Source organism: Streptomyces sp. NPDC001348 (genome assembly GCF_053597535.1).
The window spans coordinates 97,814-119,291 of the sequence record NZ_JBSFIK010000026.1; the positions used below are offsets into that span (position 1 = coordinate 97,814).

At 73.3% G+C, this 21,478-nt stretch carries 19 protein-coding genes; 13 read left to right on the top strand and 6 right to left on the bottom strand.

Going from position 1 to position 21,478, the window contains the following annotated elements; all coding sequences use genetic code 11:
* Positions 1–64 precede the first annotated feature (64 nt).
* Positions 65–970 (top strand): NYN domain-containing protein, encoded by a 906-nt coding sequence (locus ACWC21_RS25750; protein ID WP_450885211.1) that lies wholly within the window; start codon positions 65–67, stop codon positions 968–970.
* Here the strand turns inward: ACWC21_RS25750 and ACWC21_RS25755 are convergent.
* Both ACWC21_RS25755 and ACWC21_RS25760 read right to left on the bottom strand, forming a co-directional pair.
* Positions 967–1,848 carry an alpha/beta fold hydrolase gene (locus ACWC21_RS25755; RefSeq protein ID WP_450885182.1) on the bottom strand — a complete coding sequence of 294 codons (882 nt, stop codon included), beginning with the start codon at positions 1,846–1,848 and terminating at the stop codon, positions 967–969. The genes ACWC21_RS25750 and ACWC21_RS25755 overlap by 4 nt on opposite strands.
* A 106-nt stretch (positions 1,849–1,954) precedes the next feature.
* Complete coding sequence (locus tag ACWC21_RS25760; protein WP_450885183.1) at positions 1,955–4,588, bottom strand: DEAD/DEAH box helicase; 2,634 nt, start codon at positions 4,586–4,588, stop codon at positions 1,955–1,957.
* Between the two features lie 491 nt (positions 4,589–5,079).
* On the opposite strand from ACWC21_RS25760, the gene ACWC21_RS25765 reads away from it, so the two are divergent.
* Positions 5,080–5,826 carry a ferritin-like fold-containing protein gene (locus ACWC21_RS25765; RefSeq protein WP_450885184.1) on the top strand — a complete coding sequence of 249 codons (747 nt, stop codon included), beginning with the start codon at positions 5,080–5,082 and terminating at the stop codon, positions 5,824–5,826.
* Between the two features lie 57 nt (positions 5,827–5,883).
* On the opposite strand, the gene ACWC21_RS25770 is transcribed toward ACWC21_RS25765, so the two are convergent.
* The 4 genes from ACWC21_RS25770 to ACWC21_RS25785 form a co-directional block, all read right to left on the bottom strand.
* Positions 5,884–6,153 carry a hypothetical protein gene (locus ACWC21_RS25770; RefSeq protein WP_450885185.1) on the bottom strand — a complete coding sequence of 90 codons (270 nt, stop codon included), beginning with the start codon at positions 6,151–6,153 and terminating at the stop codon, positions 5,884–5,886.
* Between the two features lie 196 nt (positions 6,154–6,349).
* Positions 6,350–6,577 carry a DUF3107 domain-containing protein gene (locus tag ACWC21_RS25775; protein ID WP_450885186.1) on the bottom strand — a complete coding sequence of 76 codons (228 nt, stop codon included), beginning with the start codon at positions 6,575–6,577 and terminating at the stop codon, positions 6,350–6,352.
* 174 nt (positions 6,578–6,751) lie between these two features.
* Positions 6,752–7,393, bottom strand: coding sequence for a TetR/AcrR family transcriptional regulator (locus ACWC21_RS25780; protein WP_450885187.1), 642 nt, complete (start codon positions 7,391–7,393; stop codon positions 6,752–6,754).
* Between the two features lie 180 nt (positions 7,394–7,573).
* Positions 7,574–7,801 carry a hypothetical protein gene (locus ACWC21_RS25785; protein WP_450885188.1) on the bottom strand — a complete coding sequence of 76 codons (228 nt, stop codon included), beginning with the start codon at positions 7,799–7,801 and terminating at the stop codon, positions 7,574–7,576.
* 209 nt (positions 7,802–8,010) lie between these two features.
* Here ACWC21_RS25785 and ACWC21_RS25790 point away from each other — a divergent pair, with 209 nt between their 5' ends.
* From ACWC21_RS25790 to ACWC21_RS25840, 11 genes are all read left to right on the top strand, one after another.
* Positions 8,011–9,075, top strand: coding sequence for an alpha/beta fold hydrolase (locus tag ACWC21_RS25790; RefSeq protein ID WP_450885189.1), 1,065 nt, complete (start codon positions 8,011–8,013; stop codon positions 9,073–9,075).
* Between the two features lie 8 nt (positions 9,076–9,083).
* Positions 9,084–10,676: a DUF3152 domain-containing protein gene (locus tag ACWC21_RS25795; RefSeq protein WP_450885190.1), complete on the top strand. Its 1,593-nt coding sequence runs from the start codon at positions 9,084–9,086 to the stop codon at positions 10,674–10,676.
* Positions 10,677–10,732: 56 nt separating this feature from the next.
* Positions 10,733–10,828, top strand: coding sequence for an Ms4533A family Cys-rich leader peptide (locus ACWC21_RS25800; protein ID WP_450885191.1), 96 nt, complete (start codon positions 10,733–10,735; stop codon positions 10,826–10,828).
* A 152-nt stretch (positions 10,829–10,980) separates the two neighbouring features.
* Complete coding sequence (locus tag ACWC21_RS25805; RefSeq protein WP_450885192.1) at positions 10,981–12,699, top strand: ABC transporter substrate-binding protein; 1,719 nt, start codon at positions 10,981–10,983, stop codon at positions 12,697–12,699.
* Between the two features lie 4 nt (positions 12,700–12,703).
* Positions 12,704–13,696, top strand: a complete 993-nt coding sequence (locus ACWC21_RS25810) for an ABC transporter permease (RefSeq protein WP_450885193.1) — start codon at positions 12,704–12,706, stop codon at positions 13,694–13,696.
* Positions 13,693–14,691: an ABC transporter permease gene (locus ACWC21_RS25815; protein WP_450885194.1), complete on the top strand. Its 999-nt coding sequence runs from the start codon at positions 13,693–13,695 to the stop codon at positions 14,689–14,691. The genes ACWC21_RS25810 and ACWC21_RS25815 overlap by 4 nt, the downstream gene beginning before the upstream one ends.
* Positions 14,688–16,280, top strand: coding sequence for a dipeptide ABC transporter ATP-binding protein (locus ACWC21_RS25820; RefSeq protein WP_450885195.1), 1,593 nt, complete (start codon positions 14,688–14,690; stop codon positions 16,278–16,280). The genes ACWC21_RS25815 and ACWC21_RS25820 overlap by 4 nt, the downstream gene beginning before the upstream one ends.
* 190 nt (positions 16,281–16,470) lie before the next feature.
* Positions 16,471–18,255, top strand: coding sequence for a DUF3492 domain-containing protein (locus tag ACWC21_RS25825; protein ID WP_450885196.1), 1,785 nt, complete (start codon positions 16,471–16,473; stop codon positions 18,253–18,255).
* On the top strand, positions 18,252–19,583 hold the full coding sequence (locus ACWC21_RS25830) for a hypothetical protein (RefSeq protein WP_450885197.1): 1,332 nt from the start codon (positions 18,252–18,254) through the stop codon (positions 19,581–19,583). The genes ACWC21_RS25825 and ACWC21_RS25830 overlap by 4 nt, the downstream gene beginning before the upstream one ends.
* Positions 19,584–19,770: 187 nt before the next feature.
* A complete protein-coding gene (locus ACWC21_RS25835) occupies positions 19,771–20,727 on the top strand; it encodes an NAD-dependent epimerase/dehydratase family protein (RefSeq protein ID WP_450885198.1) in 957 nt (318 codons plus the stop codon).
* A complete protein-coding gene (locus ACWC21_RS25840; protein ID WP_450885199.1) occupies positions 20,715–21,464 on the top strand; it encodes a spherulation-specific family 4 protein in 750 nt (249 codons plus the stop codon). Before ACWC21_RS25835 ends, ACWC21_RS25840 begins: the two co-directional genes overlap by 13 nt.
* Positions 21,465–21,478 lie beyond the last annotated feature (14 nt).

The window sequence follows — 21,478 nt, forward strand, 5'->3', positions numbered from 1 at the left end:
GGTAGGGGTCGGGTTCACGAGACTGACCGGGACCGGTTGTGTTCGCAGCGTGACCGCCGGGACAATGGAGTCGATGAACGACGACCTCGCGGCCCTGCAAGCCTGCATCGACCGCACGAACGAACTGCTCCAGCGCATGCTGGTCGAAGTGGCGAAAACGCCCTCGACCCATGCGATCTTCGTCGACGCGGGCTACCTCTACGCGGCCGCCGGCCGGCTGGTGGCCGGAACCGAGGACCGTCGCGCCTTCGACCTCGACGCCGAGGGCCTGATCGACGCGCTGATCGACCGCGCCCGCAGCGTCTTCGCGGACAGCAGGCTGCTGCGCGTCTACTGGTACGACGGCGCCCGGCGCCGCATCCACACCGCCGAGCAGCAGTCCATCGCCGAACTGCCCGACGTCAAGGTGCGCCTGGGCAACCTCAACGCCAACAACCAGCAGAAGGGCGTCGACTCGCTCATCCGCTCCGACCTGGAGTCCCTCGCCCGGCACCGGGCGATCAGCGACGCGGTCCTCCTCGGCGGCGACGAGGACCTGGTGTCGGCCGTGGAGGCGGCGCAGGGGTACGGCGCCCGCGTCCACCTCTGGGGCATCGAGGCCCCGGAGGGCCGCAACCAGGCCGAGCCGCTGCTCTGGGAGGTCGACAGCCAGCGCACCTTCGACCTCGAGTTCTTCAAGCCGTACGTCTCCCGGCGCACGGCGCTCGCCCACGACACGTCGGCCGCGGCCCGGCCCACCCGCGACGCCGTCCGCTTCGCCGGCGCCCAGATCGCGGCGAAGTGGCTCGCCGCCCGGGGCCGGGACGCCCTGGTCGAGCTGCTGCCCGGCCATCCCTACCTGCCCGGCTCCGTGGACCAGGACCTCCTCGTCGAGGCCGAGGGCATCCTCCAGTACTCCCTGCGCGGCCAGGCCGACCTGCGCCGCGCCCTGCGGGACGGCTTCTGGGAGCACCTGCGGACGCAGTACTAGGCGGAGGAGCCGGACCCGTCCCAGAAGTCGGCGATCGCCCGGGCCGTCGCGAGCGGCCGGTCGGTGTTGGGGGAGTGTTCCGCGCCCTCGATGACCGTGCGGCGGGCGCCGAGCCGTACGGCCATCTCGTCCAGGAGGGGCACCGGCCAGGTGTCGTCGACCGCACCGGACAGCACATGGCAGGGCAGGGGCACGGCGGCCAGTTCGGCGACCCGGTCGGGCTCGGTGCACAGCTGGCGGCCGGTGGCGATGAGCTGCGCGGGCTTGTTGCCCAGCCAGCGCCGCCGCAGGTCCGCCCGGTCGTCGAGACCGCCGTCGAGCGCCCCGGCCTCGGCCTCCTCCGGCAGCTCCATGGCCTGGAGGGCGTCCCACACCTGCGCCATCGTCATCACGGCGAGCGCGTCCCGGAGCAGCTTCACGCGTTGCTGCTGGCTGACGGAGATGTGCGCCGGCCCCGACGCCATCAGGGTGAGCGAACGGAAGGGGGAGTGGTCGACGAGGACGGCCGCGCGGGAGATCTGCCCGCCCAGGGAGTGCCCCAGCAGGTGCACCGGCGTACCGAGCGCCTCGCTCTGCGCCAGCACGTCCCGCGCCAACTCCTCCTGGGCGTAGGCGGACTCCTCGTGTTCCGGCCCGTCGGACTCGAACTGGCCGCGGCCGTCGACGGCGACGGTCCGGTAGCCGCGCTCCGCGAGCGGCACCTGCAGCTGGTTGAAGTCCTCCTTGCTGCCGGTGAACCCGGGAACCAGCAGGGCGGCCCCCCTCGGCTCGACACCGGCGACCACGGGCATGTCGACGACGGCGAACTCACCGCGGGCGGTGCGCAGCGCGTACGCGCGGGCGCCGGGGGGCGGAGTGAAGGTGGTCGGCCGGCTCATGCGCAGAGGCTATCGGGAGCGGGAGCAAGGCGGTACGCCGACGGCCCGGCCCACACGAGGTGGGCCGGGCCGTCGGTCACTGCGTCGCTTGCCCTCCGCGGGCCGGTCAGGCTTCCGGGGCCTCCACGGCCGCCGCCGCCTTACGGGTCCGGCGGGGCTTCGGCTCCGTGGCCTCGGCCGCGTCGACCGCCGCCGCGGCCGTCTTGCGCGTACGGCGCCGCGGCTTGACCTCCGGCTCCTCGCTGGCCTGTGCCGGGATCTCGGCGACGGCCGCGGTCTTGCGGGTGCGGCGTGCGGTGGGCTTGGCCTCGGCTTCGGCTTCCGCGGGTGCCTCGGGGGTGGTCGCCGCGGTCTTGCGGGTGCGGCGAACCTTGGGCTTGGCCTCGGTGGCTTCCGCCGTGTCGGCCGCGGCCTCGGCGGGGGCTGCCGTCTTGCGGGTGCGGCGTGCGGTGGGCTTGGCCTCCGTGGCCTCGACCGTGTCGGCCGCAGCCTCGGCGGAAGCCGCCGTCTTGCGGGTGCGGCGAACCTTGGGCTTGGCCTCGGCTTCGGCTTCCGCGGGTGCCTCGGGGGTGGTCGCCGCGGTCTTGCGGGTGCGGCGAACCTTGGGCTTGGCCTCGGCGGCTTCGGCGGTGTCGGTCGCGGTTTCGGCGGGGGCTGCCGTCTTGCGGGTGCGGCGTGCGGTGGGCTTGGCCTCCGTGGCCTCGACCGTGTCGGCCGCGGCCTCGGCGGAAGCCGCCGTCTTGCGGGTGCGGCGAACCTTAGGCTTGGCCTCGGCTTCGGCTTCCGCGGGTGCCTCGGGGGTGGTCGCCGCGGTCTTGCGGGTGCGGCGAACCTTGGGCTTGGCCTCGGCGGCTTCCGCCGTGTCGACCGCGGCCTCGGCGGAAGCTGCCGTCTTGCGGGTGCGGCGTGCCGTGGGCTTGGTCTCCGGGGCTTCGGCGGTGTCGGTCGCGGTTTCGGCGGGGGCTGCCGTCTTGCGGGTGCGACGCGCGGTGGGCTTGGCCTCCGTGGCCTCGACCGTGTCGGCCGCGGCCTCGGCGGAAGCCGCCGTCTTGCGGGTCCGACGACGCGGCTTCTCCTCCGGCGTCTCCACGACCGGGGTCGCCTCGGCCTCAGCCGCGGCTGCCTCCTGGGCCGGTGCCACGGCCGGTTCCGCCGGCTTGCGGGTGCGACGGCGGCGCGGCTTCTCGGCGGCGTCGGCCGTGGCCTCGCCCTCCGCCGTCGCAACGGCGGCCTCCGCGGCCGGGGCGGCCTCGGCCACCACGGTCTCGACGGCCGGCGCGGTCTCCGCCGCAGCCCCGCCGCGCGTACGGCGGCGACGGCGCAGCGTGCGCGGCGCGGTCGTCTCCTCCGCCGGGACCGCCTCGGCGGCCGGCGACGCGGACTCGGCCGGCGCCGCGCCGGGCGCGGACTCCAGCGCGGCGCCACCGCGCGTGCGGCGGCGTCGGCGCGGCGTACGGGCCGCACGCTCGCGCTCGGCCGTGCGGGCCTGGCCGTCGCGGGAGTCACCGCGACCGCCCCGGCCACCGCGACCACGTCCACCGCGGCCGCCGGTCTCGCCCAGGTCCTCCAGCTCCTCCGCGTCCAGCCCGGCGCGCGTACGCTCCGAACGCGGCAGGGTGCCCTTGGTGCCCTCGGGGATCCCGAGGTCCGAGAACAGGTGCGGGGAGCTCGAGTACGTCTCCAGCGGGTCGTTGAAGCCGAGCTCCAGCGCCTTGTTGATCAGCTGCCAGCGGGGGATGTCGTCCCAGTCGACGAACGTGATCGCCGTACCCTTGGCGCCCGCGCGGCCCGTACGGCCGATGCGGTGCAGGTACGTCTTCTCGTCCTCGGGCGACTGGTAGTTGATGACGTGGGTGACGCCCTCGACGTCGATGCCGCGCGCGGCGACGTCGGTGCAGACGAGGACGTCCACCTTGCCGTTGCGGAAGGCGCGCAGCGCCTGCTCGCGGGCGCCCTGGCCGAGGTCGCCGTGGACCGCGCCGGAGGCGAACCCGCGGTGCTGCAGCTGTTCGGCGATGTCGGCCGCGGTGCGCTTGGTGCGGCAGAAGATCATCGCCAGTCCGCGGCCCTCGGCCTGCAGGATGCGGGCGATCATCTCCGGCTTGTCCATGGAGTGCGCGCGGTAGACGAACTGCTTGGTGTTCGCGACGGTCGCACCCGTGTCGTCCGGCGCGGTGGCGCGGATGTGGGTGGGCTGGGACATGTAGCGGCGCGCGAGGCCGATGACCGCGCCCGGCATGGTGGCCGAGAAGAGCATGGTCTGGCGCTTGGCCGGGAGCATGTTGATGATCTTCTCGACGTCGGGCAGGAAGCCCAGGTCGAGCATCTCGTCGGCCTCGTCGAGGACCAGGCTCTTGATGTGCTTCAGGTCGAGCTTGCGCTGCCCGGCCAGGTCCAGCAGCCGGCCCGGGGTGCCGACGACCACGTCGACGCCCTTCTTGAGGGCCTCCACCTGGGGCTCGTAGGCCCGGCCGCCGTAGATGGCGGTGACCCGCACGTTGCGCACCTTGCCCGCGGTCAGCAGGTCGTTGGTGACCTGAGTGCACAGCTCGCGGGTGGGGACGACGACGAGCGCCTGCGGGGCGTCGGTGAGCGCCTCGGGCCGGGCGCGCCCGGCCTCGACGTCGGCGGGGACGGTCACCCGCTCGAGGAGCGGAAGGCCGAAGCCCAGCGTCTTTCCGGTGCCGGTCTTGGCCTGGCCGATGACGTCCGTGCCCGAGAGGGCCACGGGGAGCGTCATCTCCTGGATGGGGAAGGGAGTGGTGATGCCGACGGCCTCCAGGGCCTCGGCGGTCTCGGGAAGGATTCCGAGTTCTCGAAACGTCGTAGTCAGCGTGCTGCCTCTTCTGTGTGTGCGGCGCGAGGCGAGCGCGGGGGTCGTGTCGGACCGTGCCGGGGACGTCGGCTGCCGTACGGGCGAACCGCCATGGGCAAGCCGTGGCACGGGACCTCTGCCGACGCTCTAGCGCTCGAACCGCTTGAGGGTCCCTCCGGTTGTCGTAAGCGTCGAGCTGTACGGCCGGGAGGGCTGTCGGGTCGGAGCCGATCGGGCCACCGACCGGGCATCCTCATGCGTGCGGCCTGTCGAGGTACGCCGAAACGAATCGGCGTATCCAGCAGGCGCATTACCACCATACCCCGGAATCGCGCACATGCGATGGCCGATTCCGTCACGTCATCGTGGTCACACTGGTTGACCAGGGGCTTCCTCCGGGCGATGAGCGGGTTATTGTGCGCTTCATGACGAGCTCTGACAAGCCTGACAACGCCACCGCCGAACACACCGGGGTCGCCGCCCAGGACTGGGCCAAGGCCTCCGCCGAACCGCAGTACCGCGCCGCGGTCGTGGATCTGCTCGGCGCGCTCGCCTACGGAGAGCTCGCGGCGTTCGAGCGGCTCGCGGAGGACGCCAAGCTGGCGCCCACCCTGGAGGACAAGGCTGAGCTGGCGAAGATGGCGTCGGCGGAGTTCCACCACTTCGAGCGGCTGCGGGACCGGCTCACGGAGATCGGCGCGGAGCCGACCCTGGCCATGGAGCCGTTCGTCGCGGCACTGGACGGCTTCCACAAGCAGACCGCGCCCTCGGACTGGCTGGAGGGCCTGGTCAAGGCGTACGTCGGCGACTCGATCGCCAGCGACTTCTACCGCGAGGTCGCGGCCCGTCTCGACTCCGACACCCGTGAGCTGGTTCTGGCCGTTCTCGACGACACCGGGCACGCCGGCTTCGCGGTGGAGAAGGTGCGCGCCGCGATCGACGCGGACCCACGCGTCGGCGGCCGGCTCGCCCTGTGGGCGAGGCGTCTGATGGGCGAGGCCCTGTCGCAGTCCCAGCGGGTCGTCGCCGACCGGGACGCACTGTCCACGATGCTGGTCGGCGGTGTCGCGGACGGCTTCGACCTCGCCGAGGTCGGCAAGATGTTCTCCCGCATCACCGAGGGCCACACCAAGCGGATGGCGGCGCTGGGCCTGGCCGCGTAGCGCTCCGTCGGGGGGCGGTCCCGGCCGTGCCGTGGCCGCGCCCCTGCCGGTCGCGGGCTACGCGGTCACCGATCGTCGGCGCAGGCGGCCCGTCGGCCGCAGCAGCAGCGAGAGCGAGGCAGCCGAGACGACCGCCGCACCGAGCAGGCTCGGCAGGACGGCGCCGGTGCCCAGCGCGCTGTGCGTGACGAAGTCACCGAAAAGGGCTCCGGCGACGCCCGTGCCGAACACCAGGGCGCGGGCGGGCAGCCGGTGGGCCAGTCGGTGCGCCGCGGCCCAGGCGAGCCCCAGACCGATCAGGGCGGAGCCGAGAGCTTCCAAGATCATTACGGGGTCCCTCCCACGTGGCCGGCTGCGCTTCACGGTCGTAGCCCGTCATACCCGTGACCTGCGGAATGCAATCCTCCCTGTGAGGGTCCTGTGCGGGCATCGTGGGTCCGTGCGCGGACATGATGAAGGGGCCCGGCGGCTGCTCGCCGCCGGGCCCCTTCACACTGTGCGTGGGACGTCTCCCGCGTACGGACTACAGGGGGCCGAAACCCACCTTGCGGACCGTCGGCTCGCCGAGCTCCACGTACGCGAGGCGGTCCGCCGGGACCAGGATCCTGCGACCCTTCTCGTCCTCGAGGCTCAGCAGCTGCGTCTTCCCGGCCAGCGCCTCGGCCACCACGCGCTCGACCTCCTCCGCGCTCCGACCGCTCTCCAGAACGATCTCGCGGGGCGCGTGCTGCACGCCGATCTTGACCTCCACGGCTATGTCCCTCCGACGGTCAGTGAGTGCGCGACCTTCCGCGCCGTACCAGCACACATTAGCCCGGTGAGGGGACCCGCATGCTCCGCGCGAGAACGCCAGGAGCGAACAGCGCGCGGGAACAAACGCCGTGAAGCGTGTGGTGCCCGAGGGGCATCCGGTCCTGGTGTGGTCCTAGTGGTGCTCGGTGCCGTGCAGCGGGAAGCCCGCGATGCCCCGCCAGGCCAGCGAGGTCAGCAGCTGGACCGCCTGGTCGCGCGGGACGCTGCGGTCGCTGTGCAGCCAGGAGCGCGCCACCACCTGGGCGAGGCCACCGAGGCCGGAGGCCAGCAGCATCGACTCGGGCCGCGACAGGCCGGTGTCCTCGGCGATCACGTCGCAGATCGCCTCGGCGCACTCGTTCGTCACCTTGTCGACGCGCTCGCGCACCGCGGGCTCGTTCGTCAGGTCCGACTCGAAGACCAGGCGGAAGGCGCCGCCGTCGTCCTCCACGTACGCGAAGTAGGCGTCCATCGTCGCCCGGACGCGCTGCTTGTTGTCGGTCGTCGACGCCAGCGCGTTCCGCACGGACTGGATCAGCGACTCGCAGTGCTGGTCCAGCAGGGCGAGATAGAGGTCGAGCTTGCCCGGGAAGTGCTGGTAGAGCACCGGCTTGCTGACCCCGGCGCGCTCGGCGATGTCGTCCATGGCGGCCGCGTGGTACCCCTGCGCCACGAAGACCTCCTGGGCGGCACCCAGGAGCTGGTTCCGGCGGGCACGGCGCGGCAGGCGAGTGCCCCGCGGGCGTGCCGCCTCTGTCTGCTCGATGGCTGTCACGCCGCCTCCAAAATCACGTCCACATGCGGTGTGCGCCGCGCGGCCATCGTACTTTTCGGTAACCGTGCTGTGCGCGGTGAGAGCGCAGAATTTCACGTACCGGACGCCGCCGAAAGGCGTACGAAGGGTCGCAAACGGGGCAGGTCGCCGGGGATCGGGGCGCCGACGGCCGGCCGCCGGTCAGCGGTAGTCGTCCTCGTCGAGGGAGACGACCCGCGCCTGTTCGACGAGATCCGCCTCGTTCGCGCGGTCCGGGTCCACATCGGCGAGGGGGTCGTCGTGAGCGGGGGCGATGTCCGCGTGCTGCTCGGCGGCGTCGCCCTCGGGGGCCTCGACGTCGATCTCCGTGAGGCCGTTCCCGTCCTCGCGGTCCTCGAACGTCTCGGGATCGGTGGGGTCGTAGGCCATGGTGGGCTCCCTTCCTCGAACGTCCCTGGAATCGGCAGGGGGCCACATGCGGGTGCCCTGTGTATGAGCGTAGGAGACACCCGATGCGGACGCTATGCCGTGTGCCGCCGATCGTCGTGCGGCTCACCAGTGACTGACCGGAGAGGAGCGTTCCACTCTGTGACGGCGAACACATGAACCACTACGTGATCGTCTCGTAACATTGCTGCATGTCTTCGACCGAGTTGCCGTCCGTCCCGGCCGCGAGCGTCCTTCCCAGGGTGTCGCCCGTCAGGGTCGCGGAGGGCGAGCGGCTCAGGACGGTGAGGCTGCCGGGGGTCACGCTGACGGTCCGGTCCCGGCCGCCCGCGCGCGAGGGGCTGCCGCCCGCGCTCTACGTCCACGGGCTCGGCGGTTCCTCGCAGAACTGGTCGGCGTTGATGCTCGAGCTCGACGGCGTCCTCGACGGCGAGGCGGTCGACCTCCCGGGCTTCGGGGACTCCCCGCCACCGGACGACGGCGACTACTCCGTCACCGCACACGCGCGTGCGGTGATCCGTCATCTCGACGCCGCCGGGCGCGGTCCCGTCCACCTCTTCGGTAACTCCCTGGGCGGCGCGGTCGCCACGCGCGTGGCCGCCGTCCGGCCCGATCTCGTACGGACCCTCACCCTGGTCTCGCCCGCCCTCCCCGAACTGCGTGTGCAACGGACGGCGGTGCCGACGGGGCTGCTGGGCGTGCCCGGCATCGCCGCGCTCTTCACCCGGTTCACCAAGGAGTGGACGGCCGAGCAGCGCGTCCGCGGCGTCATGGCCCTGTGCTACGGGGACCCCGGGCGGGTGTCGCCCGAGGCGTTCCGGCACGCCGTGGAGGAGCTCGAGCGGCGGCTGCGGCTGCCGTACTTCTGGGACGCCATGACACGCTCCGCGCGCGGCATCGTGAACGCCTACACGCTCGGCGGCCAGCACGGACTGTGGCGCCAGGCCGAGCGGGTCCTCGCCCCGACGCTGCTGATCTACGGCGGCCGTGACCAGCTGGTCGGCTACCGCATGGCCCAGAAGGCGGCCCGCGCCTTCCGCGACTCCCGTCTGCTGTCGCTCCCGGACGCCGGGCACGTGGCGATGATGGAGTACCCGGAGACGGTGGGCGCGGCGGTCCGGGAACTCCTCGCCGAGGTCGGGGACCTGGGACCGGCGCGGGACGCCGCCGCGGGCTCGGGCACGGACTCGGGAGCCCCGGGTGCCGCCGGTGCGGACTCCGGGGACGACGGCGCCGTCACGGGTGCGGGGGGCTGAGGGGCGAGGTGGGACGCCACAGCCGCCGCGGGAAGGCACCCAACGGTGACTCCGCGGAGACAACCGCACAGACCTCCGCCGGGAACGACCGCGGCCCCGGGCCGACGCCGGACCGGCACGAGCCGGGCACGGCCCGGCCGGCGATGCCGGGTGCCCGCCCGGACACCGCGCCCGTGCCGCTGCCCGGACAGCGCCGTGCCCCGCTGGGCGGGGGACCGGCATACGGCGGGCCGCGCGTACCCGAGGGCACACCCGAGAAGGGGGCTCCCCGACTCTCCGACGGCACGCCTGCCCGTGGTCTGCCGCGTCGCCCTGACGGCACGCCTGCCCGTGGTGTGCCGCGGATGCCGGGTGGCGGGCCCGCTCAGGGGGGTCCGCGCGCGGACAACGGCACTCCGGTGAAGGGGACTCCGCGTCCGGCCGACGGCACGCCTGCCCGTGGTGTGCCGCGTCCGGCGGACGGAGCTCCGGCCGGTGGCGCGCCCCGGGCTCCCGGCGGCCCCGCCGGCCACGACGGCCCCCAGGCCCGTGGCGGTCACCCCGAGCAGCGGGAACCCGGCGGCGGCTGGGGCGACTTCCGCAGGCGGCCCGTGCGTCCCGGCGCGCCCGGGCCCGGGACCGGCGTGCCGAGGCAAGGGGGTCCCGGTGGGCCCCGGAAGGAGTACCTGGACGCCTTCGACGAGGGCGGCGACGGCTTCGCACCCCGGCCGGGAGTCGCCAGGCAGCGCGCCGATGCGTACGGCCCCGCCGCCGAGACCGCCGGCGCGGACGGCGTCATGTCGCCGGCCGGTGAGCCCAAGCAGGCGAAGGGAACCAAGGGGCGCACGTTCGCCGGTATCGCGGCGGCCGCCGTGACCACCGTGCTCGCGGTGATCGTGGCCGGGCAGGTCGCCGACGGCCGGAACGGCTCCGCCGCACGGTCCGGGACCGCCGCCGACGGAACCCGCGGCGCCGGCGACTCCGCCTCGCGCGGGTCCTCCGGAGCCCCGGGCGTGGCGACGCTGACGTACGCGCAGAAGATGGACGAGAAGTACCCGCTGAGCGCCACCCTGAAGGGCCCGGGGAAGTTCGCCCCGGTCCCCGGTGCGGACAAGGCCCCTGGCAAGGGGCGGAAGTACACCTACCGCGTGGACGTCGAGCAGGGACTCGGTCTGGACGGCGGGCTCTTCGCCGAGGCCGTGCAGAAGACCCTCAACGACGACCGCAGTTGGGCCCACGACGGCGCCCGCACCTTCGAGCGGGTCTCCTCCGGCAAGCCCGACTTCGTGATCACGCTCGCCAGCCCGGGGACCACCGCCGAGTGGTGCGCCAAGTCGGGCCTGGACACGACCGAGGACAACGTGTCCTGCGACTCGGCCGCCACCGAACGCGTGATGATCAATGCCTACCGCTGGGCGCAGGGCTCGAAGACCTACGGCGACGAGATCCACCCCTACCGCCAGATGCTCATCAACCACGAGGTCGGCCACCGGCTCGGCTACGGCCACGTCACCTGCGACAAGGACGGTGAACTGGCCCCGGTGATGCAGCAGCAGACCAAGTTCCTGAACCACGACGGGATCCACTGCCTGCCCAACCCGTGGCCGTTTCCCAAGCGTTGACGGAGAGCGCTTACGTCACATTGACACGCGCCGAAAGTTCGTTCATATTTCTGCGCATGTGGTCCAGTCATGCCGTCGACAGCAGCGCCGCCTTCGAGCTGGCGCTCATCGGCGTGACCGCGCTCTGCGTGGCCGACATCCACTGTCGCTGACGCCGCCTCCTGGCGTTCGCGTCGCGACGTTCCCTTACCTCTCCGTGACCCGGTCACGGTTTTTTCGACGACCCGGCGCCGGGGCAGACGTCTGTTCATTTTCGTCTCACCCCTCGTCCATCTGTCTCATCATCCGAGAGGTCGTCATTCCGATGCGTCAACCGTCCATCAGAGCCCGCCGCCTGGCCGCGGCATCCGTCAGCCTGGTCGTGGCAGCGGGCGCCGCCGCGTGCGGGCCGAAGGACAACGATGCCAAGGCCTCCGGCGGTGACTCCACGCCCCACAAGGGCGGCACCCTCACGGTCCTCAACTCCCAGCCGCAGACGGACTTCGACCCCGCCCGCCTCTACACCTCCGGCGGCGGCAACGTCCCGTCCCTCGTCTTCCGTACGCTCACCACCCGCAACCGCGAGAATGGCGCGGCCGGCGCCAAGGTCGTCCCCGACCTGGCCACCGACACCGGACGCCCGAACAAGGACGCGACCGTGTGGACGTACACCCTGAAGAAGGGCCTCAAGTACGAGGACGGCACCCCCATCACCTCGGCCGACATCAAGTACGGCGTCGAGCGTTCCTTCGCCCCCGAACTCTCCGGCGGCGCGCCCTACCTGAGGGACTGGCTGGTCGGCGCGGCGGACTACCAGGGGCCGTACAAGGACAAGAAGGGCCTGTCCGCCATCGAGACGCCGGACAGCCGCACCATCGTCTTCCATCTGAACAAGCCCGAGGGCGAGTTCCCGTACCTGGCCACGCAGACCCAGTTCACGCCGGTCCCGAAGAGCAAGGACACCGGCACCAAGTACGAGAGCCACCCGATCTCCTCGGGCCCGTACAAGGTCGTCAAGAACGAGAACGACGGCGAACACCTGGTCCTGGAGCGCAACAAGTACTGGTCGACGGCCGTCGACGCCGAGCGCAAGGCATACCCCGACACCGTCGACGTACGGTCCGGGCTGGACTCCTCCGTGATCAACCAGCGGCTGTCCGCGTCCCAGGGCGCGGACGCCACCGCGGTCACCACCGACACCAACCTCGGCCCGGCCGAACTCGCCAAGGTGACCGGCGACAGGGAACTGGCCGCGCGCGTGGGCACCGGCCACTTCGGCTACACCGACTACCTCGCGTTCAACCCGAAGGTGAAGCCCTTCGACAACGCCAAGGTGCGCCAGGCGGTCGCCTACGCCATCGACCGGTCCTCCGTCATCAACGCCGCGGGCGGTTCGGCGCTGGCCGAGCCCGCGACCACCTTCCTGCCGGACCAGAAGTCCTTCGGCCACACGCCGTACGACCCCTTCCCGGCAGGAAGGACCGGCGACCCGGCGAAGGCCAGGGAGCTGCTGAAGGAGGCCGGCTACAAGTCCGGGCTCACCATCACCCTCACGCACTCCAACAGCAAGGACTTCGAGACCAGCCCGGAGATCGCGACCGCCGTCCAGGACGCGCTGAAGAAGGCCGGCATCACGGTCAAGCTGCAGGGCCTGGAGGACAACGACTACCGGGACAGGATCCACAGCGTGAAGGCGGAGCCCGGTCTCTTCCTCGCCCACTGGGGTGCCGACTGGCCCTCCGGCGGTCCCTTCCTCGCCCCGATCTTCGACGGCCGCCAGATCGTCAAGGACGGCGCCAACTTCAACACCGGGCAGCTGAACGACAAGTCGGTCGACGACGAGATCGACGCGATCAACAAGCTGACCGACCTCCGGGCCGCCGCCGAGCGATGGGGCGCGCTGGACAAGAAGATCGGCGAGCAGGCCCTCGTCGTGCCGCTGTTCCACCCCGTCTACAAGCGCCTGGTCGGCAAGGACGTCAAGAACGTCGTGATCAGCGACTGGACCGGCGTCCTGGACATCTCCCAGGTCGCGGTGAAGTAGCACCGTGAGCGAGGCACTCGTCGCCGTCGAGGCCGCCGGGGCGGACGCGTCCGCCCCGGCGGCCTCGGGGGCCCGTCAGTTCTGGCGGCGGCTGCGGCAGCAGCGCGCCGCCCTCGTCGCGGCGGCCGTCGTCGCCCTGCTCGTCCTGGTCGCGCTCGCCGCGCCGCTGCTCACCGCCCTGGAGGGCCAGGACCCCACCACGTACCACCCCTCCCTCATCGACTCCGCGCGCGGTGGCGTGCCCGTCGGCACGTTCGGCGGCGCCGGCGCCGACCACTGGCTCGGCGTGGAGCCGCAGACCGGTCGCGACCTGTTCGCACGGCTGGTGTACGGCGCGCGGGTGTCCCTCGGGGTCGCGCTGGCGGCGACGGTCGTGCAGATCGCCCTCGGCGTCACCATCGGGGTGGCCGCCGCGCTCGGCAACCGCTGGGTCGACCAACTGCTGAGCCGGGCCACCGACATCATCGTCTCCATGCCGCTGATGATCATGTCCCTGGCGCTGCTCGCGATCGTCCCGTCGAGCTTCCCGCGGCCCGTCCTGGTCACGCTGGTCATCGGCCTCATCGCCTGGGGCAACACCGCGAAGATCGTGCGCGCCCAGACACTCACGCTGAAGGGGCTCGACCACGTCTCCGCCGCCCGGCTGAGCGGCTGGGGCACCTGGCACATCGCCCGACGCGAACTCCTGCCGGGTCTCGCCGCCCCCGTGATCACCTACGCGGCGCTGCTCGTCCCCACGAACATCTCCATCGAGGCGGCCCTGTCCTTCCTCGGAGTGGGCGTCAAGCCGCCGACACCGTCCTGGGGGCAGATGCTCACCGCCGCCGACGTCTGGTACCAGGCGGCGCCCCAGTACCTGCTGCTGCCCGCGGGCGCGCTGTTCGTCACCGTCCTCGCCCTCACCGTCCTCGGCGACGGCGTGCGCACCGCCCTCGACCCGCGCGCGGCCTCCCGCCTGCGCGTCGGCACCGGCCGGAAACGGGAGGGGAAGGCATGAACGGCATCGCAGGCTTCGTGCTGCGCCGCACCGTGGGCGCACTGGTCACCCTGCTCGCCATCTCGGTGATCGTCTACGTCGTCTTCTACGCCACCCCCGGCAACGTCGCCCAGATCACCTGCGGCCCGCGCTGCTCGCCGGAACAGGTGCACCAGGTCGCCCAGCAGCTCCGGCTCGACGACCCGCTGTACCTGCGGTACTGGCACTTCCTGGTGGGCCTCGTCGCGGGCCAGGACTATTCGACTGGAACGTCGGTGGCGCACTGCCCGGCGCCCTGCCTGGGGCTGTCGTACCAGACCGACCAGCAGGTCACCGACATCATCCTGACGAAGCTCCCGGTCAGCCTGTCGCTGGTCGCCGGCGCGATGGTGATCTGGCTCGTCCTCGGCGTCGGCACCGGCGTCCTCTCCGCCTGGCGGCGCGGCAGGCTCACCGAACGGGTGCTGACCGCGCTCACGCTGGCGGGCTGGGCCACGCCGGTCTTCGTCATCGGCCTGATCCTGATGATCGTCGTCTGCGGCGAACTCCAGCTGCTGCCCTTCCCGCAGTACGTGAACCTCACCGACGACCCCGAGCAGTGGGCGTGGAACCTGCTGCTGCCCTGGCTGTCGCTCGCGTTGATCGAGGCCGCCGCGTTCGCCCGCCTGACCAGGGCGGCGATGCTGGAGACGCTCGCCGAGGACCACATCCGCACCTTCCGCGCCTACGGCGTGGGGGAGCGGTCGATCGTCGGACGGCACGCGCTGCGCGGTGCGCTGGCGCCCGTCATCGCGCTGAACGCCAACAACGTCGGCTCGGCGATCGGTGGCGCGGTCCTCACCGAGACCCTCTTCGGCCTGCCCGGCATCGGCCAGGAGCTGGTGCACGCGGTGAACGTCGTCGACCTGCCGGTGGTCGTCGGCATGGTCCTGGTCGTCGGCTTCTTCGTGGTCCTCGCCAACGCCGTCGCGGACGTGCTGTACGCGGTGGCCGACCGACGGGTGGTGCTCGCATGAGCCTGGTGGAAGTGACGGACCTGACCGTCGCGTTCGGGTCCCTCAGGGCCGTGGACGGGCTCTCGTTCCGGCTGCAGCCCGGTGCCGCCGTCGCCCTGGTCGGCGAGTCCGGATCCGGCAAGTCCACGGTCGCGGGCGCCCTGCTGGGCCTGCACCGGGGCACGGGAGCCCGGGTCGGCGGCTCGGTGCGGGTGGCCGGTACCGATGTGCAGCAGGCCTCGGACGAGGAACTGCGGCGGCTGCGCGGGGCGAAGGCCGCCATGGTCTTCCAGGACCCGCTGTCCTCGCTCGACCCGTACTACGCGGTCGGCGACCAGATCGCCGAGGTGTACCGCGTGCACACGCGCGCGTCACGGCGGGCGGCACGCGCGCGTGCCGTCGAGGTGCTGGACCGGGTCGGCATCCCGGACGCGTCACGGCGGTCCCGTTCCCGCCCGCACGAGTTCAGCGGCGGAATGCGCCAGCGCGCCCTGATCGCCATGGCACTGGCGTGCGAGCCGGAGCTGCTCATCGCCGACGAGCCGACCACCGCCCTCGACGTGACCGTCCAGGCCCAGATCCTCGACCTGCTGCACAGCCTGCGCCAGGAGACCGGCATGGGCCTGCTCCTCGTCACCCACGACGTCGGCGTGGCCGCCGAGAGCGCCGACGAGGTGCTGGTCATGCGGCACGGCAAGGCGGTCGAGCACGGTTCGGTCGGCTCCGTCCTGACCGCGCCCGCCGAGCCGTACACCAGGGAGCTGCTCGGCGCGGTGCCCCGTGTGGACGCGCCGCGCGCCGCCTCGCGGGCGACCGAGGAGGTCGTGCTGGAGGCGACCGGCCTGCGGCGCGAGTTCGGCCGGGGCAAGGGTGCCGTCACGGCCGTCGACGACGTGTCCCTGACCGTCCGCCGGGGCGAGACCCTGGGCGTCGTCGGTGAGAGCGGCAGCGGCAAGACGACCCTCGGGCGCATGCTCGTGGGACTGCTGGAACCGACGGCGGGCGAGGTCCGCTTCGAGGGCCGTGCGGTTCGTGGTGTGAACCCGGCCGTGCAGATGGTCTTCCAGGACCCCGTCTCCTCCCTCAACCCCCGCCGCAGCGTGGGCGAGTCCATCGCCGACCCGCTGCGCGCGCGGGGGGACCGGGACGAGGAGCGTATCCGCGGGCGGGTGACGGAACTGCTGGAACGCGTGGGGCTCGAAGGGGCGCACTACGACCGCTACCCGCACGAGTTCAGCGGCGGCCAGCGCCAGCGCGTGGGCATCGCGCGGGCGCTCGCGGCCGACCCGCGCGTCATCGTCTGCGACGAACCCGTCTCCGCCCTGGACGTCACCACCCAGGCCCAGGTGGTGGCCCTGCTCGGTGAGCTGCAGCGGGAACTCGGACTCGCGCTGGTCTTCGTGGCGCACGACCTCGCCGTGGTACGGCAGGTGAGCGACCGGGTCACGGTGATGCGCCGCGGGCGGATCGTGGAGTCCGGACCCGCCGACGAGGTGTACGGCAACCCGCAGGACCCGTACACCGAGCAGTTGCTGGCCGCCGTACCCGCCCTCGACCCCGAGGTCGCGGCCGAGCGGCGGGCCGCCCGCCGGGAACCGGCCGCGGCATGACCGAACGCGTCCGGCCGATCTCCTAGCGCGACAGAACGCGACCCGCACGGGAAAGTTACGCCCGTTCACCCCTTTTGGTGGCGCGATGGACAACCGTCCGTCGCGCCACCGGCTTGTCCGCATACGTTCGTCCCGCTGCGAGCCGCCGGGACGACGGCGGCCGGCCAGACGTGAGATCGGGGGTGCACACGTGCGCATCGGACTGCTGACGGAGGGTGGCTACCCGTATGTGGGCGGTGACGCCGGACTCTGGTGCGACCGGCTCGTGCGCGGGCTCGGGCAGCACGAGTTCGACATCTACGCGCTCAGTCGCAGCCGGCGGCAGGAGGACGAGGGGTGGGTCCCGCTTCCACCGCACGTCAGCCGGGTGCGCACCGCACCGCTGTGGACCGCCGAGGGCGACGGGGTGGCATACGGCAGGCGCGCGCGCCGGCGCTTCACCGAGTGCTACGGCGAACTCGCCGCGGCCGTCTGCGCCGGGCCGGACGCCGCCTCCGACGCCGCCCCGGGCACTGCCTCCGGTGCGGCCCTGGGCACGGCCTCCGACGGGATCTCCGTTGCCGCCTCTGCCGCCTCTGCCGCCTCGACTCACCTGACGGACCGTTTCGGCAATGCTCTGTTCGAACTCGCCGAACTGGCCCGCGAGCAGGGCGGTTTACCCGGCGCGCTGCGCTCCGAAACCGCCGTGCGCGCCCTCGAGCGCGCCTGTCGCGCGCCCGGCGCCCAGCGTGCGGCGCGCGAGGCCCGCGTTCCCGAACTGCTCACTGTCGCCGCCCGTCTCGAGCGCATCCTGCGCCCCCTCTCCCTCGACTGGTACGCGGACGACAGCCTCGGCTCGGTCGACCTGTGCCACGCGGCGACCGGCGGCCCGGCGGCCCTGACCGGACTCCTCGCCGGTCACTTCTGCGAGGTGCCGCTGCTGGTCACCGAGTACGGCGTACAGCTGCGCTCCCACTACCTGGCCGCCGGCCCCGGCACCGCGGCCCCGGCCGTACGATCCCTGCTCGCCGCCTTCCACCGGCTGCTCGCCACCGAGGTCTACCGGCGGGCCGCGATCATCACGCCCGGCAACGCACACGCCCGCCGCTGGCAGGAGCGCTGCGGCGCGGACCGCGCCCGGATCCGCACCGTCTACCCGGGGCTGGAGGCGTCCCGCTTCGCGGAGGCCGGCGAGTCCCCGGACCGCGCCGACCCCGACACGCTGGTCTGGGTCGGCAGGGTGGACCCCGCCAAGGACCTCGTGTCGCTGCTGCACGCCTTCGCCGAGGTGCGCAGGACCGAGCCCGAGGCACGGCTGCGCATCGTGGGCGCGGCGACCGGACACGAGGCCCGGGAATACCTGGGCCACTGCAAGGTGCTCGCCGCCCAGCTCTTCCCGGACGAGGCGACGGGCGCCCACGCGGTCGGCGAGAACCCGGTCTCCTTCGAGGAGATCGGCGCTCCGGAGGCGCCCACCCTCGCCGACGCCTACGCGGCGGGCACCGTCGTCGTCCTCTCCAGCGTCGTCGAGGGCTTCCCGATCAGCCTGGTCGAGGCCATGCTCTGCGGCCGGGCCACGGTGTCCACGGACGTCGGCGCGGTGGTCGAGGCCGTCGGCGGCACCGGACTCGTCGTCCCCCCACGCAATCCGCGGGCGCTCGCCGAGGCATGCGTGGCATTGCTCCGCGACCCCGAGCGTCGTGCGCGCCTGGGCGCCGCGGCCCGCGCCCGCGCACTCGAACTGTTCACCGTCGAGCAGAACATCGCGGCGTTCCACCGCATCTACCTGGAGATCGTCGCGCACTGCCCCGTGCGCCGCATGGTGCTCGACAGGACCGGTGACCCCCTCCCGTTCGCCGTCCCCGCCGAGGCCCACGTGCCCGTCCGCCGGCCCGACCCCGCGGCCCGTGACGGCGGCCGTGGCGGCCCGGGACGGCCCGACGGCCGCGCGCTGGCACAGGCCACCGGGCCGGCGGCGACGGAGGGGGCGCGATGAGCAGCCTGGAGGAACTGGACCACCCAGCAGTCCCCGACGGCCCCGGAGCATGGGCCCACGGCGGCGCCGAGGACGAGGGCAGCCGCGGGCCGGCCCGTCGCCGGGGGGCCGCCGACCCGGTCAAGACGCTGATGCACCGTCACCGGGAGCTGTGCGAAGGGGCCGTGGACCCGCTGGAGATCGCGGCGGGCCTCGAGGCACACGGCGTCACCGACCGGACCGCCGCACGTTTCCGGCACCGGGACGTCTTCTCCCTCGCCGAGGAGATGTTCGCGCGCGTGTCCCGCGACGGCGAAACCCTTCCGCCCGCAGGCGCCACCACCCCTCCCCGGGCCCGCCTAGGCTGGGCGCTGCTCACCCTCCTGCCCGGCGCCCTCGGCGCGGCGCTGGTGACAGGACTGCAGCTCACCCCTGACCGGCCGCGTCTCCTGGTCGCCGCCGCCGGACTCCTCGCCGTGCTCCTCGCCTTACGCGCGGCCCTGCGCCGGGGCCCGCTGAGCACACCGGCCGGCACGCGCGCGTGGCGCACGGCGACCGGCACACGTCTGTCGACCGCCTGGCTGCTGGCCTACGCCCTGCTCGGCGACGGGCTGCTCCGGGCCGCCCTCGACGGCGGCCCCGACGGGCTGCCGAACGGCACGGCGGACGGCCCCTGGCTCCTGGCCACCGCACCCGTCCTGGCCCTCGTCCTGAGCTGCGCCCCGGCGGCCTGGTGCGCCCACCTGTTCACCGTGCGGGCCCGCCGCAGACTCGCGGCCAGCCGGGGCCTGGAGGAGTTCTCCGCCGCCGCGCGACCGCTGCTGTTCGGCACGCTCGTCCTCTACCTCGCCGCCCTCGCGGCGCTGCTCGCCCTCTGCGGCGCAGCCCTGCACCAGCCGGCCAACCACCCCCAGGCCCTCGCCCTGGGCGCTCTCCTCCTGCCGGCCCGCCTGCTCGCCGTCCACCGCCACCGCCACGCCCCGGCCCTCGCCCTGGCCGTCGCGGCCGCGACCGAGGCCGCGGCCCCCGTCCTGGTCCTCGCGGGCCGCCTGACCGGACGCCCCTTCCTGGCCGCCCCCGTCGAGTCCCTCGTGGACACCTGGGGCCCGGGCGGCGTACCCACTCTCGCCTGCGCGATCGCGGCCCTGGTCCTGCTGGTCCACGCAGGCCGCACCCTGACCCGGGCCTCGGCCCACGCACCGGCGGACGACCCGACGGGCCGGACGGAACACCCGACGGGCCGGACGGAACACCCGACGGGCCGGACGGAACACCCGACGAGCCGGACGGAAGACCCGACGGGCCGGACGGAGAACCCGACGGCAGACGGGACCCGACACCGGACATGACGGACCCACGACCGGCTCCCGCCCCATGGAGGCCGTCCAGTGCTCTGACCACCCAGCCGCAGGCGCCGGCCCACCGCCGGAGGCAACCGCACCACCCCCTTGAAGGAGAACACCAGATGACCACCTCCCGACCCGGAGCGTCCGGAGCCACCGGAGCATCCGGAGCACGCACCCCGGGAGCCGCCCGATGAGAGTCCTGCTGATCGGAGCCAACGGCTACCTCGGCCGCTTCGTCGCCGACCGCCTGCTCGCCGACCCGGCCGTCCAGCTCACCGCACTCGGCCGCGGCGACGACGCCGACGTCCGCTTCGACCTCGCCACGGGCAGCCCCGGTGCCCTCACCCGCTTCCTCGACGCGGTTCACCCGGGCGTCGTCATCAACTGCGCGGGCGCCACCCGCGGCGGTGCCCGCGAGCTCACCCGGCACAACACCGTCGCCGTCGCCACGGTCTGCGAAGCCATGCGGCGCAGCGGCTGCGTGGCCCGGCTGGTGCAGATCGGATGCGGCTCCGAGTACGGCCCCAGCCAGCCCGGCTCCTCGACCGCCGAGGACGCCGTGCCCCGCCCCGGCGGCCCGTACGGCGTCAGCAAGCTCGCGGCCACCGAACTGGTCCTCGGCTCCGGCCTCGACGCCGTCGTGCTCCGCGTCTTCTCGCCCGTCGGCCCCGGTACGCCGGCCGGTTCCCCGCTCGGCCGCCTCGCCGAGGCGATGCGCCGCGCCATGCAGTCCGGCGACGGCGAGCTCAAGCTCGGCGGCCTCGGTGTGCAGCGGGACTTCGTCGACGTACGCGACGTCGCCCGCGCCGTCCACGCCGCCTCGCTGTCCGCCGCGCAGGGAGTCATCAACATCGGCTCCGGTCGCGCCGTGCGGCTGAGGGACGCCGCCTCCGTCCTGGCCCGGGTGGCCGGGTACGGCGGCGCCCTGCACGAACTCGACGGGCCGCCCGGACCGCTCCGGGCCCCCATCGGCCACCCCCGCCCCGACGGCGACCACTCCCCGGTCGCGTACCCGTACCCGGACGGCTGCGGCAGCTGGCAGCAGGCCGACGTGCGGACCGCACGGGACCGGCTCGGCTGGCGGCCGCGGATCAACCTCGAGGAGTCCCTGGCCGACATCTGGATGGAGGCGGCATGCCGCATGTGACCGGCACCAGGCCGGGCACGGCGAGCACCGGCGTCCGCACCGGCCTGGGCGTGCCCGGCTACGCCCACCCCCTCGTCGCCCGGACCGAGTGGGCCGGACTGACCCGGCCCGGCACGCCCCTGGACTGGGTCGTCCTCGACGTGGCCCAGGGCCCCGGCGTCCGCCCCGACCCGGACTGCCTGCAGGCGGCGGGCCGGCTGCGCAACGCCGGAGTCCGCGTCCTCGGTCACCTGGACCTCGCGTACGGCGCCCGCGCCTTCGGCGAGCTGATCGCCGACGCGCACCGCTTCCTCGACTGGTACCGGACCGACGGTTTCCTGCTGGACCGCTGCCCCGCCGAACGCGCCGCGCTCGGCGGGGTCCGCCGCACGGTCACCACCCTCCGTGTGATCCGCGACGACGCGCACATCGTCCTCGGCCACGGCACCCATCCGTATCCGGGCTACGCCGAGAACGCCGACCAGCTGGTGACCTTCTCCGGAGCCTGGAGCGACTACCGCTGGTCGCAGGTCGCCGAGTGGACCGCCGACTACCCGCCGGACCGCTTCTGCCACTTCGTGCACGGTGTGCCCCGCGGCCACCTGGACGAGGCGCTGCGCATCGCCCGCTGGCAGGGCGCGGCGACGATCTGGTTCACCGATCGCACGGACCGCGGCGGCCGCGCCGACCCCTGGCAGGGCATGCCCGGTTACTGGGACGAAATCGTCTCGCGTGTCGGAACGGGTGTCTCGGAATGAAAAAGGCCGTGGCA